The sequence below is a fragment of the Pseudomonadota bacterium genome, assembly GCA_037200975.1.
Classification (GTDB): Bacteria; Pseudomonadota; Gammaproteobacteria; order Steroidobacterales; family Steroidobacteraceae; genus CADEED01.
The window spans coordinates 1,791,283-1,806,937 of sequence record JBBCGI010000001.1 but is presented as its reverse complement, the minus strand read 5'-3'; the positions used below and the strand labels follow the sequence as shown (position 1 = coordinate 1,806,937).

16 protein-coding genes are annotated in these 15,655 nt (G+C 66.4%); 15 read left to right on the top strand and 1 reads right to left on the bottom strand.

Annotated features, from left to right (window positions below; genetic code table 11):
• Positions 1-96: 96 nt before the first annotated feature.
• On the bottom strand, positions 97-957 hold the full coding sequence (locus WDO72_08035) for a uroporphyrinogen-III synthase (protein MEJ0085615.1): 861 nt from the start codon (positions 955-957) through the stop codon (positions 97-99).
• 38 nt (positions 958-995) lie between these two features.
• On the opposite strand from WDO72_08035, the gene hemE reads away from it, so the two are divergent.
• The 15 genes from hemE to WDO72_07960 all read left to right on the top strand — a co-directional run bounded on the left by hemE (position 996) and on the right by WDO72_07960 (position 15,644).
• Positions 996-2,030, top strand: coding sequence for a uroporphyrinogen decarboxylase (gene hemE / locus WDO72_08030; protein MEJ0085614.1), 1,035 nt, complete (start codon positions 996-998; stop codon positions 2,028-2,030).
• A 5-nt stretch (positions 2,031-2,035) separates the two neighbouring features.
• The gene (locus WDO72_08025) at positions 2,036-3,112 is read left to right on the top strand and encodes a hypothetical protein (protein ID MEJ0085613.1); all 1,077 of its coding nucleotides are present in this window, start codon (positions 2,036-2,038) and stop codon (positions 3,110-3,112) included.
• Positions 3,109-4,104, top strand: coding sequence for a hydroxymethylbilane synthase (gene hemC / locus WDO72_08020; GenBank protein MEJ0085612.1), 996 nt, complete (start codon positions 3,109-3,111; stop codon positions 4,102-4,104). The genes WDO72_08025 and hemC overlap by 4 nt, the downstream gene beginning before the upstream one ends.
• Positions 4,007-5,344 (top strand): glutamate-1-semialdehyde 2,1-aminomutase, encoded by a 1,338-nt coding sequence (locus WDO72_08015; protein ID MEJ0085611.1) that lies wholly within the window; start codon positions 4,007-4,009, stop codon positions 5,342-5,344. Before hemC ends, WDO72_08015 begins: the two co-directional genes overlap by 98 nt.
• The gene (locus WDO72_08010) at positions 5,344-6,375 is read left to right on the top strand and encodes a HAMP domain-containing sensor histidine kinase (protein MEJ0085610.1); all 1,032 of its coding nucleotides are present in this window, start codon (positions 5,344-5,346) and stop codon (positions 6,373-6,375) included. The genes WDO72_08015 and WDO72_08010 overlap by 1 nt, the downstream gene beginning before the upstream one ends.
• Entirely contained in the window at positions 6,368-7,060 is a 693-nt protein-coding gene (locus WDO72_08005; GenBank protein MEJ0085609.1) for a response regulator transcription factor, read from the top strand. The genes WDO72_08010 and WDO72_08005 overlap by 8 nt, the downstream gene beginning before the upstream one ends.
• On the top strand, positions 7,057-8,001 hold the full coding sequence (gene hemF / locus WDO72_08000) for an oxygen-dependent coproporphyrinogen oxidase (protein ID MEJ0085608.1): 945 nt from the start codon (positions 7,057-7,059) through the stop codon (positions 7,999-8,001). Before WDO72_08005 ends, hemF begins: the two co-directional genes overlap by 4 nt.
• Positions 7,998-8,999, top strand: coding sequence for a ferrochelatase (hemH, locus tag WDO72_07995; GenBank protein MEJ0085607.1), 1,002 nt, complete (start codon positions 7,998-8,000; stop codon positions 8,997-8,999). The genes hemF and hemH overlap by 4 nt, the downstream gene beginning before the upstream one ends.
• On the top strand, positions 8,987-9,424 hold the full coding sequence (gene hemJ, locus WDO72_07990; protein ID MEJ0085606.1) for a protoporphyrinogen oxidase HemJ: 438 nt from the start codon (positions 8,987-8,989) through the stop codon (positions 9,422-9,424). Before hemH ends, hemJ begins: the two co-directional genes overlap by 13 nt.
• A gap of 155 nt (positions 9,425-9,579) precedes the next feature.
• Positions 9,580-9,735 carry a hemin uptake protein HemP gene (locus WDO72_07985; GenBank protein MEJ0085605.1) on the top strand — a complete coding sequence of 52 codons (156 nt, stop codon included), beginning with the start codon at positions 9,580-9,582 and terminating at the stop codon, positions 9,733-9,735.
• 119 nt (positions 9,736-9,854) lie between these two features.
• A complete protein-coding gene (locus tag WDO72_07980) occupies positions 9,855-12,059 on the top strand; it encodes a TonB-dependent hemoglobin/transferrin/lactoferrin family receptor (GenBank protein MEJ0085604.1) in 2,205 nt (734 codons plus the stop codon).
• A gap of 3 nt (positions 12,060-12,062) precedes the next feature.
• Positions 12,063-13,010: a DUF6607 family protein gene (locus tag WDO72_07975; GenBank protein ID MEJ0085603.1), complete on the top strand. Its 948-nt coding sequence runs from the start codon at positions 12,063-12,065 to the stop codon at positions 13,008-13,010.
• Positions 13,011-13,349 carry a hypothetical protein gene (locus WDO72_07970; GenBank protein ID MEJ0085602.1) on the top strand — a complete coding sequence of 113 codons (339 nt, stop codon included), beginning with the start codon at positions 13,011-13,013 and terminating at the stop codon, positions 13,347-13,349.
• Complete coding sequence (locus WDO72_07965) at positions 13,346-13,846, top strand: hypothetical protein (protein MEJ0085601.1); 501 nt, start codon at positions 13,346-13,348, stop codon at positions 13,844-13,846. Before WDO72_07970 ends, WDO72_07965 begins: the two co-directional genes overlap by 4 nt.
• Positions 13,847-13,913: 67 nt before the next feature.
• Positions 13,914-15,644, top strand: coding sequence for a DUF885 domain-containing protein (locus tag WDO72_07960; protein MEJ0085600.1), 1,731 nt, complete (start codon positions 13,914-13,916; stop codon positions 15,642-15,644).
• Positions 15,645-15,655: the final 11 nt, after the last annotated feature.

Below are 15,655 nucleotides of genomic sequence, written 5' to 3'. Positions count from 1 at the left end.
GATCTATTTTCGAGAATTAAAGGGGACAGATCTATTTTCCGCGAGCGCATCTTCATGGTCCCCACTGCCCGGTGGCGGAAAATAGATCTGTCCCCTTTAATTCTCGAAAATAGATCTGTCCCCTTTTTCTCCTGCCGCCGGCTCCACGCCGCGATCGAGAAAACGCAGCGACCATTCGAGCGGTGTCTCGGCATCGTGGTTGTAAGCGCGCTGCCACTGCGGTGGCGCCTGTTCCCGCCAGCTGCGCAGCGTCGAGCCACCCACCAGCACTGCCGGTCCCGGCGGTAGTTCGAAGCCGCCCGCTGCGGAAAAATTCTCTATGGCGGATGGGCTCCAGAAGGCAAGTCCCAGCGGTTGATTCGGGCTGCGCAACGCCGCGAGCTCCGCTGCCAGATTCGGCGGCGCCACGGTCGCATACACCGCCTGCGTCCGCACGCGCAAGCGCGCGCCGAGTGTCGCAACCGCGGCAAGGTGCTCCGCCTGGCGCAGCGCCGCGTCGCTGGTGGGATAGAAAATCTCGGCGCCATCGGGCACCAGGTTCGACTGAACCACGTCGCGGGCCAGTTCCTGCACGCCGCCATGCGCGGTGATCGAGACCTTGATGCCGCGCGCCGCGAGCGTCGCCGCGGTGGCCGGCGCGATGGCAGCGACGAGAGTGCCAGGCGGCACCTCGACGCGCGCCGCTGCCGCGCGACTGGTGACGAACAGCAGCGCGGGTCCGGCCGCGCCTATCTGCCGCAGCTGCGGCCAGTCGTGCCATTGATGCTCGATGCAGCAGATCGCGAGCGCGTCGAATGCCTGCCGCCGCAGCTGGATGACGAGGCTGTCGGCATGCGGCTGCGACTTGGTGATGATCCACGTAAACGGCAATGGCGGCTCCGTCGGGGATGTTAGCTGCGTATTCGCCGACGCGTTCCAGCCGTGACATAGCTGTGACAGATCGGAACGCGCACGCACGTACGCTCGTGGTTGATTTCCCTGGAGTTTACCGTCCGATGCAATCGCGCGAGCGTTTCCTGGCGGCGTTGCACGGCGATGCCGTCGATCGCCCTCCCGTGTGGCTCATGCGACAGGCGGGCCGCTATCTGCCGGGTTATCGCGCCCTGCGCGCCGAACACAGCTTTTGGGACGTGTGCCAGAACCCCGAATTGTCCACGCGCGCGGCATTGGAGCCGCTCGATCGCTACGCGCTCGACGCGGCGATCGTCTTCTCCGACATCCTGGTCGTGCCGCTGGCGATGGGTCTGGGTGTGACCTTCGGTCCCGGCGAAGGACCGCGCATCGCGAAGCCGCTGCGCAGCGCCGCCGATTACGATGCCTGGCAGCTCGACGGCGTGCTCGACCGCATTGCCTATCTGCCGCGCGCCGTCGCGCATCTCAAGAAAACGCTCGATGGCCGTTACGGCATCCTCGGGTTCGCAGGCGCGCCCTTCACCTTGTTCGCCTACTGCGTCGAGGGCGGCGGTAGCGAGGATTTCCGCGAAGCCCGCACGCTCATGCATCGCGATCCGGACTTGGCGCGCCGCGCGCTCGGCTCCATCGCCGACGTGGTTGCGGATCTGCTGCTGGCGCAGGTGGACGCCGGCGCCGACGCCGTGCAGTTGTTCGATTCGTGGGGCGGGCTGCTCGCGCCGGACGAATACCGCGACTTCGCGTTGCCGGCCCTGCAGCGCATCACCGCGAAACTCAACGCGAGGAACGTACCGACGTTGCTGTTCGTGCGCGGCGGCCATCACCTGCTTCCCTTGCTGGGCGAGAGCGGCGTCACGGGATTTTCGCTCGACTGGCGCACCGAATGGCAGGTCGCGCGCGACCTGTACCCGGACCACCTGCTGCAGGGAAACATCGATCCGGTGCTGTTGTTAGGCAGCGCGGACGTCATCCGCCAGCGCACGCGGGCGTTGCTGGAAACGATGCAGCGCACCAGCGGCGGCAAACGCTGCATCCTCAATCTCGGGCACGGCATCCTGCCGGGCACGCCGCCGGAAACCGTCGCCGCGCTGGTCGAGACCGCGGCGGAATTCGCGTAAGCGTCATGATTCCGCTTGCCCTGGTCGGCATGAGTTATCGCGAGGCACCCTCGGCGGTGCGCGCGGCGCTCGCGGCCTTCGACTCCGAGGCAAGCGGCCCGTCCAAACAACTGCTCGACGCCGGTGAAGTCACTGGCATCGTGCGCATCGAGAGCTGCGCGCGCGTGGAGTGGTTGCTGGCTTCGGCGCGCCCGTCCTGGGCGGCCGAGCTGTTCGGTGCGGCGCTGATCGGCGCCGCCGAAAACCCCGACCACCTGCGGCCGCGTGCGCGCCACGGCGCGGCTGCGGTAGGTGGACTGCTGCGCGTCGCGGCCGGGCTCGACTCCGTCGCGCAGGGCGAACATGCCATCGGCAATCAGGTGTTGCGATCCTTCGAACGCGCGCACGAGGCCGGCACGGTGTGCCGCAATCTGCACGTCGCCTGGCGCGGCGTCGGCGAGATGCTCAATCGCGCGCGGCGCATCCTGCCGCAGGGACGCACCGGTGGCGTCCAGGCGCTGGTATTGCAGCGGATGGCCGAGCTGCCGCGCGATGCACCCATCGCGGTATTCGGTCTCGGCGAGATCGGCCGCGCGACGTTGCGCGCGCTGGCGGACGCGGGTTTCACCGCGGTGGAGAGTTTCAATCGCGCCAGCATGCGCGCCTTCGAAGGTGCCGTGGCACGCGCACGCACGGTGATCGTCGCCTCCGGCGCGCCACAGGCATGGTTGACGCTGCCCGAGGGCGGCGGCCGCGCGGTGTTCGATCTCGGCAGTCCGCTGCAGTTGGCCGCGGCGCCGGGCTGGCAGCTTACCGCGCTCGACGAACTACTGGACGGCAACGGCGCGGTGCTGCCGGAAAACGAATATACCGCGCTCGATGCCGAGTGCGCCGCCAGCGCGGAGAAAGTGTGCCAGACGTTGCTGGCACCGCCACCCAGCGACACACTGGCGACCATGACCGCCATGCGCTCGGAATTCATGCAGAACAAACTACCCGGCCTGCTCGAAGGATTGCCGCCGCAGCGAGCCCGCAAGCTGACCTCGGAAATGAACGCGGTGCTGCACGAATTCATCTGCGCGGCGCGGCGGGAAACCCCATGAGCAGCGGCTCGACGGGTAACCGGCAGATCGGCTCTCGTGGCAGCGACCTCGCGCTGTGGCAATCACGCACGGTCCTGGCCGAGCTGCGCAAGGCCGCGCCGTTACCCGCGTGGAAATCGGAAATCACCGTGATCGCCACGCGCGGCGATCTCGACCAGTCGCCGTTGCTGGTCGGCAAGATGGAGAAAGGGTTCTTCACGCGCGAGCTCGAGCTAGCCCTGCTCGACCGGCGCATCGACCTGGTGGTCCATTCGTTGAAGGACCTGCCGACCGCGATGCCGGAGGGATTGCTGAATCACACCATCCTCCCGCGCGCGACCGCGGCCGACTGGCTGCTGATACGCCACGAATTCTTTGCGCCGCGTGAAGACGGCCTGCTGCCGCTCAAGGAAGGCGCGCGGGTCGGCGCGTCGTCGTTGCGCCGCGGCGCCTTGTTAGGCCGGTTCGCGCCGCAGGCGGTTTCGGTGCCGCTGCGCGGCAACGTGCCCACCCGGCTGCGCCGGCTCGCCGAGGGCGTGAATGTCGATGCCATCGTGCTGGCGGCCGCGGGTCTCACACGTCTCGGGCTCGATCTGTCGGCGTTTGCCGTGATCGAATTGCCACCGGAATGGTGGATCCCTGCGCCCGGGCAGGGTGCGCTGGCCGCGCAGTGCCGCGTCGGCGATGCTGAAATCGAGGCGCAGATCGGCATGCTGGCCGATGCCGGCTGCGTGGCGGCCACGCGCTGGGAGCGCGATTTCCTGCGCGTCATCGAGGGCGGTTGCTCGACGCCTTTCGGCTGTTACGTGACGTGCACGCGCGCGCACCTGGGACTCGCCACCGAGCGCGGCTGGGCGGCGCGCAGCATCGATCTTCCGCAAGACTTGCCACTCAATCAGACCGGGGAATCCCAACGTGACTCATTCATCCGCGGAGCCGTCGCCGGCTGCAAGCCCATCGACCTCTCAGAAACTGCCGCTCGCGCGTTCGGCCGCGTTATACGCCCGCGCTGAAGCGCTGATCCCGGCGGGCGTCTCGAGCCCGGTACGCGCCTTCCGCAAGGTCGGCGGCACGCCTATCTTCTTCAAGCAGGCGCAAGGTGCGCACGCCACCGACGAAGACGGCAATCGTTACCTCGACTTCTGCATGGCGTGGGGTCCGCTGATCCTCGGGCACGCGCACCCGCGCGTGGTCGAAGCCGTGCAGCGCGCCGCCGCGGACGGGCTCGCCTTCGGCACCGCGTATCGCGGCGAAGGCGAACTCGCGGAGCGCGTGCTGGCGGCCTATCCATATGCCGATCAGGTGCGCTTCGTGGTCAGCGGCACGGAGGCGGTGGCCACCGCAGTGCGTCTGGCGCGCGCCTCCAACGGCCGCCGGCGGATCCTCAAGTTCGACGGCTGCTACCACGGTCATGTCGATTCGCTGATGGTCAAGGCGGGCAGCGGCGTGATCACGCAGGGGCTTGCCGACAGCGCCGGGGTGCCCGCGCAGGTCGCGGCCGACACGCTGGTCATTCCGCTCGGCGACGTCGCTGCGCTGGAACAGGCATTCCGGGAGCAGGGCAAGGACATCGCCGCGGCGATCATCGAACCTCTGCCGGCCAACAACGGTCTGCTGATCCAGTCGCACGAGTATCTGCGGAAGTTGCGCGAACTCACGCGTGCGAATGGCACGGTGCTGATCTTCGACGAAGTCATCACCGGATTCCGCTTCGGCTACCACGGCTACGACAAGGTGTCAGGCGTGGAGCCCGACCTCACCACGCTCGGCAAGATCGTTGGCGGTGGCCTGCCGGTTGCGGCGGTGCTCGGCAAACACGCATTGCTCAAGCAGCTGGCGCCGCTCGGGCCGGTTTACCAGGCGGGTACGATGGCGGGCAATCCAGTCTGCCTGGCGGCCGGCATCGCCACTTTGACCGAGCTCGCCGAAGGCGGCGCCTACCGGCACATCGAGATGTTAGGCAAACACCTCGACGCGGCCTTCGCGAAGCATGCTCTCAGGAACCAGGCGCAGCTGCCGCGTGTCGGCCCGATCGTCTGGCCGTATTTCGACGTCAATGCCACGTTGCCCGTGGCGGCTTCATCCATCACCGCCAACGCCATCACCGACTACCATGCGCGTTACCGCGGCTGGCTGGCGCGCGGCGTGTACCTGCCGCCGTCGGCGTACGAGGTCTGTTTCCTGTCCGCGGCTCACACCACGGCGGATATCGATAAACTGCTCGACGTGCTGGCCAGCAACGACAGGACCTGATGCGCAGCGGATTCAGACAGTGGTTCGCGGAACGCGCCGAGCTCATCGTGCTCGGCGTGACGTTGGTCACGACCGCCGCATTGGTCGTGTGGTGGACCATCCTGCTGCGCGGCGAGATGCGCACCAACGAGATGCTCGAGCGCGAACTGCTCGGCACGCGCGTCGAGCTGACCACGCAGCAGGTGGCCGAGCGCCAGGTCGAGCTCGCGGCGCATCACGACCGGCGCAATGTGATGCTGGTGGGCGAATCCACGTTGTTAGGCTTGCTGCTCTCGGGCAGTCTCGTGTTGCTGTTCCTGCTGGCGCAACGGCGCAAGCAGCAGCGTGAGGACATGGAAAAGCTGCTGCAGTTCACCAGCCACGAATTCAAGACGCCGGTGGCGGGCGTAAAGGGGCTGCTGCAGAGTCTGGCGATCGGCAGTATTCCCGACGCGCAACGCGCCGAATTGATTCAGCTCGGCCAGCTCGAATGCGACCGGCTCGAACACCTGGCGGAAACCATCCTTGCCTACCAGCGCGCCATGTCGCGCGACCCGCGCGCCGGCGTGCAACGTATCGACGCGGCCCGTTTCATCGCCGACCTGCTCGCACATCGGTCGCGCACTGCCAGCGGCGGCGATGTCCAGATTGCGGTCGTCGATGCGGTCGCGGTGCTGGCGGATCGCGACGGACTGCGCGTGATTCTCGAAAACCTGCTCGACAACGCGCAGAAATATGGCGGCGGCAGTGTGCGGATCGCGGCCGGCGTGAGTGAGGGCCGCTGGCGGCTCGACATCAGCGACCAGGGCCGCGGATTCGCGCCGAATGCCGCGGAGAAACTGTTCGACATCCACAATCGCGGCAGCGGCGAAGGTATTACGCACGGCGCGGGTCTCGGGCTCGGGATCGCGCGGCAGCTCGCGCGCCGCATGGGTGGCGACGTGTCGGCGCATAGCGCGGGGCCGGGTCTGGGCGCGGTGTTCAGCGTCACCCTGATGCTGGCGCCTCACCCGACCCTGCCGCTCGGGTCGGAAGGCGCGGCGCATGGTTGACCGCATTGCCATCGTCGAGGACGAACGGCTGGTGCGCGAGCTGGTCGCGGTAAACCTGCGGCACGCGGGTTACGAGATCGTCGCCGCGGAGGATTTCGAGCAGGGTAAACAGATCCTGGCCAAACAGGACTTCCAGCTCGCGATTCTCGACGTCATGTTGCCGGGCGGCGATGGTTTCGCGTTGACGCGCTGGGCGCGCGACCAGGGCGTGCGTGCGCCCATCCTCATGCTCACGGCGCGCAGCGACACCACCTCCAAGGTACGCGGTCTCGACGCCGGCGCGGACGACTATCTACCAAAGCCTTTCGACGTCAACGAGCTGCTGGCGCGCGTGCGCGCGTTGCTGCGGCGCGCGAGCGGGCGCCCGGTATCGGCACCGCCGCGACTGGTATTCGCCGCGTACTGGGTGCGTTTCGACACCGGCCAGGCGCTGACCAACGAAGGTGAAGTGTCGCTGTCGGACAAGGAGCTGCGATTGATGGAGGTGTTCTCGGCGAACGAGAACCGTGCCTTGACGCGCACCGACCTGCTCGAAGAAGTCTGGGGAATGGATCAATTCCCCACCGACCGCACGGTCGACAATTTCATCCTGCGGCTGCGCAAGTTGTTCGAGCCCGACCCCGAAAATCCCGTGCACATCGTCACCCTGCGCGGCCGCGGGTATCTCTTCAGGAGCGCGCCGTGAGCGGTATCGGCAGCGCCGAGATCGAAGCGGCGCGGGAGTACTTTCTCGGCCTGCACACCCGGCTCACGGAGCGCTGGCAGTCGCTCGATCCGGCAAACCCGCAGCGGCGCGACGAATGGCAGCGTCCCCCCGGCGATGTGCTGAGTGGTAGCGGTCGCCTGTCCGTCATAGAGAATGGCGCGACCTTCGACCGCGCCGGCGTGGCCTTCAGCGACGTCACCGGTGCCAAACTACCCGCGGCGGCCAGCGAACGGCACACGGAGCTCGCGGGTCAGCCGTTTCGCGCGATGGGCACCAGCTGCGTGGTTCACCCGGTGAATCCCTATGCGCCGACATCGCATGCCAACGTCCGGCTGTTCACCGCGCGTGGGGGAGAAGTGTGGTGGTTCGGTGGCGGCTTCGACCTGACTCCTGTCTATCCATTCGACGAGGACGCGCGCGCCTGGCATGAAGCGGCGCGTGCCGCCTGCGAGCCGGCCGGCACGCAGGCCTATGCGCTGCTCAAGGACGCCTGCGACAAGTATTTCTGGCTGCCGCATCGCGGGGAAACCCGCGGCATCGGCGGCTTGTTCGCCGACGATCTGAACCACTCGACGCCGCAGATCGGCGGCGGGTTCGAGCATTGTTTCGCGTTGATCCGCCGCATCGGCGATGCCTATTTGGAGACTTACACGCAGGTCGTACGCGCCCGCGCCGCGACGCCGTTTGGCGCGCGCGAGCAGGATTTCCAGCGCCTGCGACGTGGCCGCTACGTCGAGTTCAACCTGGCGTTCGACCGCGGCACGCGTTTCGGATTGCAATCGCAAGCGCGCACGGAATCGCTGCTGATGTCCATGCCGCCGCGGGCCGAGTGGCGCTACGACTACCGTCCGGCGCCGGGTACGCCCGAGGCGCGGCTGGCGGACTATCTGCAGCCGCGCGACTGGCTGGACGAGGCATGAAATCCGGCGTGCTGCTGGTCAACTCCGGCACCCCCGCGACCCTCGCGACGCGTGACGTACGCGCCTTCCTCGCCGGCTTGTTGGGCGATCCGCGCGTGGTCGAGCTGCCGCGGCTGCTGTGGTGGCCGATCCTGCACGGCATCATCCTGCGGATTCGCCCACGCGCGAGTGCGAAAAAGTACGCCGCGATCTGGACGCCCCGCGGGTCGCCGCTCGCGCTCGAAAGCGAAGCATTGCGCCGCGCGCTCGAAGAGTCGTTGCGAGCCGAAGAGATCCCGGTGGCACTCGCCATGCTCTATACCGGCGGAGCCACGGTGCCGCAGGCGATCGCCGCACTTCGCGCCGCAGGTGTGGACGAGATCATCGCGCTGCCGATGTTTCCGCAGTACTGCGGCGCATCCACCGGTGCCGTGTTCGACCAGGTGACCGCCGCATTGGGAGCGCTGCGCCACGTTCCAGCGCTGCGCTTCATCTCCGAATATCACCGGCAGCCTGGCTACATCGACGCGCTTGCCGCGAGTGTGCGGGAGCACTGGCGCGAAGCGGGCGGCGCGCGCCACCTGCTCATGTCCTTCCACGGCATCCCGGAGCTCTTCGTCACGCGGGGCGATCCGTATCGCGCCCATTGCCAGCGTACCGCGGCGCTGCTGGCGCAGAAGTTAGGCCTGGCCGCGGATGCGTGGAGTCTGTCGTTCCAGTCGCGGTTCGGGCGCGCTCGCTGGCTGCAGCCGTACACCAGCGAGCTGCTGGCGGGAATGCCGAAACGCGGCATCGCCAGTGTGAGCGTGATCTGCCCGGGCTTCGCCGCGGACTGTCTCGAAACACTCGAGGAAATCGCCATGGAGAATCGCGACGTATTCCTCGCCGCCGGTGGCGAGAAGTATCACTACATCCCCGCCTTGAATGCACGACCGGACCACGTCGCTGCGTTGCGCGCGGTGGTGCTCGGTGGAGCCGTGGTGGGGCAGGGCGAGGTCGCGAACACATGCTCTGGCTGAAAGCATTCCATGTCGTGAGCGTGATCAGCTGGTTCGCGGCACTGCTGTACCTGCCGCGGCTGTTCGTTTATCACTCGCAGATTCAGATCCAGGGTGCGGCCATCGACGACGCCGCGGGCAATTCACGCTTCAAGGTGATGGAGCGCAAGCTGTTCAAGCTCATGACCTTCGCGGCGGTGCTGGCCATCGGCTTCGGCGTCTCGATGCTGGCGCTGGCGCCGGACTATCTACTCATGCGCTGGCTGCAGTTCAAGCTGCTGTTGGTGTTTCTGCTGATCGGTTATCACGGAGCCTGTTTCGCGCTGCTCCAGCAGTTCGCGGCCGACCGCAATTCGCGCTCGGAGCGCTGGTACCGCGTGTTCAATGAACTGCCGGCGCTGCTGCTCATCGGCATCGTCATCCTCGTGGTCGTCAAACCGTTCTGACATAACGGTCCACGGGTTCGCTCAACTGCTTGATTCAACAGGTGCTTGCAAAGCGCACGGGTGAGTCATATCCTTTGCCGCAAATGCGAATCGTTCTTATTTAAGGTCTCGACATGTCGCCCACCCATATAAAAGAGTCGCTGCCCCCGCCGCACTTGCCCGCAAGCCCAGCCGTATCGCGTCCCGCGAGCGAACGGGTTGTATCGACCAAGGACCTGCTGAACGGCGCGCACCGCATCTGGATCGAACACGCCGCCGAACGTTACCTGTTGCAGGTGACGCGCAGCGGCAAACTCATCCTGACAAAATAACGTCCACGCACTAACTAGTTTCCAAGATCCGGTCAGCCACCTAGGCGCCCTGGGCTCCCCCTCAGGCGCAACCCCAGGCAGCCAGCCCTTCGCGCAATGCGCGGTACAAAGAGGTTGGCATGAAATTCCCCGCAGTCCCTGTCAGTACGCTCGCTGTCGCGCTCCTTGCCGGTCCGGCAATGGCCGCTCCGGCGCAATCCGCGAGTCCCGAGACGCCGCTCGACGAGATCACCGTGAGCGCGACCAAGATCGCCACGCCGCTGCTCGAGGTGCCCGCCACCGTGTCGGTCATCGGCAGCGAGGATTTCGAACGGCGCGTCGACGGCGACATCCGCGACCTGGTGCGCTACGAGCCCAATGTATCGGTACGCAACAACGTCGACCGGTTCGGCCTGTCGAATTTCAACGTACGCGGCATCGAGGGCAACCGTGTGCTCATCGAGATCGACAACGTGCGCATCCCCGACACATTCTCGATCGGCAGCTTTTCGAATGCCTCGCGCGACGGCATCGATCTCGATCTGCTCAAGCGCGTCGAGATCGTGCGCGGCTCGGCTTCGTCGCTGTACGGTTCCGATGCCATCGGTGGTGTCGTGGCGCTCACCACCAAAGATCCGGCGGATCTGCTGCGCGAGCGCGATTTCTACCTCGGCGCGCGCGGCACCTACGGCGAGGCGCACGACGGCAGCAGCGGCTCCGTCACCGCTGCCGGCCGTTTCGGCCGCTTCTCCGCGCTGGCGGTCTACACGCACCAGGAAAACGGCAGTTACGAAAACCACGGCACGAACGATGCGTTGAACGGCACGCGCACCACGCCCAACCCGCAGGACGGTTACGGCGACGGCGTGCTGCTCAAGGGTGTCTTCAATCCGGGCGATACGCAGGCGCTGCGACTGACGTTCGAAAGCTCGCGGCACGATCAGTTCACCGACGTCATCACCAGCCGCACCGCGACTGCCGCCCTCGACACCACCTCGCTGACCGGCGACGACGACGACGAACGCCAGCGCGTGTCGTTTGAGCATGAGTTCAGCGAGCTCGGCTTCGCGCTGCTCGATGGCGGCGTCTGGCGCATCTACGACCAGAAGTCCAAGACGCGCCAGTACACCACCGAGAATCGTACCGTGCGCGCCGGCGCAGTGACCACGCTACGCGTGCGCGACCGCGTATTCCAGTTCGACCAGGACCTCAGCGGTGGGGAAGTCACCCTGTACAAGACCTGGGAGACGGGCGCGCTCAGCCAGCGCGTCACCGTCGGCCTCGAATATCTCGATACTCACACCGAACAATTGCGCGGCGGCGTCGAGCGGAATCTGACGACCGGCACGGTCACCTCGCAGGTCGGCCCGGATCTGTTCCCGGTGCGCGATTTTCCGAACTCCGACACGCGCTCCAGCAGCATCTATCTACAGGACGAGATGCGCGCCGGCCGCTTCATCGTGACGCCGGGCGTGCGTTTCGACCGTTACGAACTCACGCCGCGCCCGGACCCAATTTTCGCCGCCGACAATCCGGGGGTCACCCCGGCGCCGGTCGACGACGACAGCGTTTCGCCCAAACTAGGCGTCGTGTTCCGCGCCCTGGATACGCTGTCGGTGTTCGCGAGCTACAACTACGGCTATCGTGCCCCGCCGTATGCCGACGTGAACGTAGGGTTCACGAATCTCGCCGGCGGCTACACCACCATTCCGAATCCGGATCTCAAACCCGAGAGCAGCGACAACTTCGAGGCGGGCGTGAAATATTCGAACGACGGACTGCGTCTCGATTTCAGCGCGTTCTACAACACGTACGACGATTTCATCCAGTCCTTCGCCACTGTGGGTATCGATCCGCAAAGTGGACTGCTGGTGTTCCAGTCGCAGAACCTGGATTCGGTGCGCATCTACGGCGCCGAGGCCAAGGCCGTCGTGCCGTTCGGCCCGCTGACCTGGCAATCCGCGATCGGTTACTCGCGTGGCACAAATCGCGAGACCAACAAGCCGCTTGATACCATTGACCCGCTGCGCGTGGTCACGGGTGTCGACTATCTACCGGCGGGCGCACGCTGGAATACAGGGCTTGCGATCACCTGGGTCGATGGAAAATCGCGTGTTGACCCCGAAGTTTCGCAGTTCCTGCCCGGCAGCTATCTCACCATCGACTTCTACGGCGAGTTCCGTGTTGGCGACCACCTGCGCCTGAACGCCGGGGTCTACAACCTTACCGACGAGAAATACTGGGACTGGGCCGATGTGCGCGGCCGTCCGTCGACCGACGTCGCCATCGACCGCTTCACGCGTCCCGGACGCACCGCGTCCCTCAGCCTCAAAGTGGAGTTCTAAGACATGCGTGCGAACCACACCGTTTTCGCCCTGGTCTTATGCGCTGCATTCGCGCAGGGCGCGTTCGCGCGGGATTCCGCGGCCTTCGAGCGTGATCGCAAAGCCATCCTCGCCATGGCGGGCGATTTCGAGGTGAAGTTCAAGTTCGACGAGACGGTCGCGTTGCGCGAGGGCTACGAACTCAAACACGACAAGTCCGCCGGCTTCGAGACCGTGCTGGTCGCCGAGGACACCGGCAGGAAAATCGTGCTGCAGCACATCCTCGTGAGCAAGGACGGCGAACATGTCGTCAAACACTGGCGCCAGGACTGGACCTACGAAGACCGCGACCTGCGTGAATTCGCCGGTGGCCGCACCTGGACGGGCCGCCATCTTTCCGCCAGCACCGTGCGCGGCACCTGGACGCAGGCGGTGTACGAAGTGAACGACGGCCCGCGCTACGAAAGCTACGGTAGATGGGTGCACGACGGCATGTACTCAGCCTGGCAATCCGCCGTCACGTGGCGGCCGCTGCCGCGCCGCGAATATTCCACGCGCAAGGACTACGACGTGTTGCTGGCCGTGAATCGCCAGGCGATCACGCCCTGGGGCTGGGTCCACGAGCAGGACAATACGAAATGGGACCGCTCCAACACGGCCGTCCGTCCGTACATCGCGCGCGAGCTCGGCGTGAACGAATACCGCTGCGTCACGGATTTCGATTTTGCGCCGGCACGCGCTTACTACGAACGCACCCGGGGTTACTGGGCAGCTGTGCGCGCCGAGTGGGCGCATCTGCTGGCGGGCACCAGGCCAGTCGAAGTAGCCGGCGGCGCGGAGGTGGCCGAAGCACTCGATCGCGTCTACGAGATGGCGAACGAGACGACGCCCGAGGCGGGCCGTATCGCGGAAGCGCAGCAACTGATCCGCGCCGCGGTCAAACCGCAGGTCCACGCCGTCGCGCAGCGTTGAATGTTCGCGCCAGTACTCGAAGCGCCCCACGCCGCGGAACAGACCGCGGCCGAGACCGCGCCGCAGCGCGAGCAGCTGCGCGCGGCCGTGCGGCAACACGTGCTGGCGCTGCGCTTCGATCCTGACGATGCCACGTCGTGGCATCACCTCGGCGACGCACTCGCGCAGCTCGGCGATCGCGCCAGTGCGCTGACCGCGTTGCGCAACGCATTGCTGCTCGACGGCGCGCGCACCGATACGCAGCTCGCGCTCGGCAAGCTGCTGTTCGATTGCGGCCAGCTCGATCACGCGCTGGTCTATTTCGCGCGCGTCACCACCACCACTTGCGGTGAATCATGAAACACACCCTCGAAGGCAATGTCATCACGCTGGTCACCGCGCTCGATGAGGCGTCGATGTTCGTGCTGTTCGCCGCGCGTACCCATCGCGCGAACCAGCAGCGCTCCGTCCGCCGGCGCCAGTGCCTGTGCCATCTCTTTCATTCGGCCGGCATGTGCGGCTCGCAGATCCTGTTTGCCGAATTGCAGAACACGCTCATCGCGGACGACACCTGGGGATTCCAGCCGGCGGAACGCGGCGCGCGCGTCGTCAACCGGCAGGAGATGCTGCTGCTCGCGGCGCTGTCCCACTGGCAGCGGCATCCCGCCGACACATCCGATCTGCCGCTGCGCGGTCTCGCGCCGCCGGCCGCGCGGCGCATCGCCGCGCCACTGGCGCGCGAGTTCGCGCAACGCATGGTTTACAGCGGCCTGCTGCTGGACTTCCATTCGCCCGAAGCGCGGCACGACGCCGCGGCGTCCACTTCCACCACGGCGGGCGCGGCTCTCACGCATTGACCTTGGCGGGCGCCGGCCCGCGGCATCCATTACGATCCGGCGCTGCCCGTTTCGCCGGAGCCTCGTCATGCGTATCCGCCTGTTCGCCGCCGCGTTGAGCGCCGCCATTCTCGCCGCCTGCGCCCGCGAGCAACCGAAACCCGCCGACGCACCCCCTGCGGCGGTGGCCGCGAGTCCGAAGAGCTGGCCACAGTTCGTCGACGCGTTCATCGAGTCGCGTTTCAAGGCCGACCCGTATTTCGCGGTCGATTCCGGCCGCCACGAATACGACGGCCTGATGCCCGACTGGAGCCGCGACGCGCTCGAGGCGGACGTCGCGCAGCTGCGCGCCCAGCGCGCCAGCCTCGATGAGTTCGACGCTGCGGCACTCCAGCCCGAACAGCGTTTCGAGCGCGAATACCTGCGCTGGGTCATCGGCAAGGAGTTGTTCTGGCTCGCAGACGTCGGCGAGCCGTTCCGCAATCCCGCCTGGTATCTCGGCAAGCTGGATCCTTCGATGTACCTGACGCGCGAGTACGCGCCCTTGCCGCAGCGCCTCACCGGATTCCTCGGTTACGCACGCGCCATACCGAAACTGGCCGCTGAGATTCGCGCGAATGTGCGCACGCCGATCCCGAAAGCCTTCATCGAGCGCAGCGTCGCCGCCTACAGCGGCTACGCGACCTTCTTTCGCACCGAGATGCCCGCGTTCTACCGCGATCTCGGCGACGAGAAGCTGAAGCGCGATCTTACCCTGGCCACCGCGGACGCGGCGGTATCCATGGACGAGCTCACGCAATGGCTGGAGTCGCAGCGCGCCACCGGCACCGACGACTTCGCGCTCGGCGCGGCGAAGTTCTCGCAGATGCTGCGCGACACGGAACACGTCGACACTTCGCTCGAGGAGCTCGAACTGGCCGGCCGCAAGGATCTCGAGCGCAATCTCGCGGCACTCGCGCAGGCGTGCGCCGCCTATGCGCCGAAGGCGAAGCTTTCGGCCTGCGTCGACAAGATGCGCGCCGACAAACCCACCGGCGGCACCATCGATGGGGCGCGCGCGCAATTGGCGGAGCTGCGCAAATTCGTCCTGGATCGCAGGATCGTCACCATCCCGAACCAGGAACAGGCGCTGGTGGCAGAGTCGCCGCCGTACAACCGCGGCAACTTTGCCTACATCAGCATTCCGGGGCCTTACGAGAACCCGGCCATCAAGGCCACGTACTACGTCGCGCCGCCGGACGCCCGGTGGAGCGCGGCGGAGCGTAATGCCTATCTGCCCGGAAAGGCCTATCTACTATTCGTGTCCGCGCACGAGGTGTGGCCGGGCCACTACCTGCAGTCGCAGTTCGCGAATCGCAATCCTTCGCGGGTGGCCGCGTTGTGGTGGGACTACGCTTTCGGAGAAGGCTGGGCTCATTACGCCGAGGAGATGATGTACGACGCCGGCCTCGGCGACGGCAAACCGGAGATGCGCATCGGCATGTTGACCAACGCGTTGCTGCGGGACGTGCGTTTCATCTCCGCCGTCTGCCTGCACAGCGGCTGCATGTCGCTGGCGGAATCGGAGCAGATGTTCCGCGAACAGGCGTTCGCGGATGCCGGCAACGCGCGCCAGCAGGCGCTGCGCGGCACCTACGACCCCGGCTATCTCTCGTACACGCTCGGCAAGTTGATGATCCGGAAATTGCGCGCCGACTGGCTGGCGGCAAATCCGCAGGCGTCGCCCCTGCAGTTCCACGACCGCTTCCTGTCGTACGGCGTGCCGCCCATACCCCTGGTGCGCAAGGAGATGCTGGGAAAGGAAGACACGCTGCTCTGATCGGCGCGTCG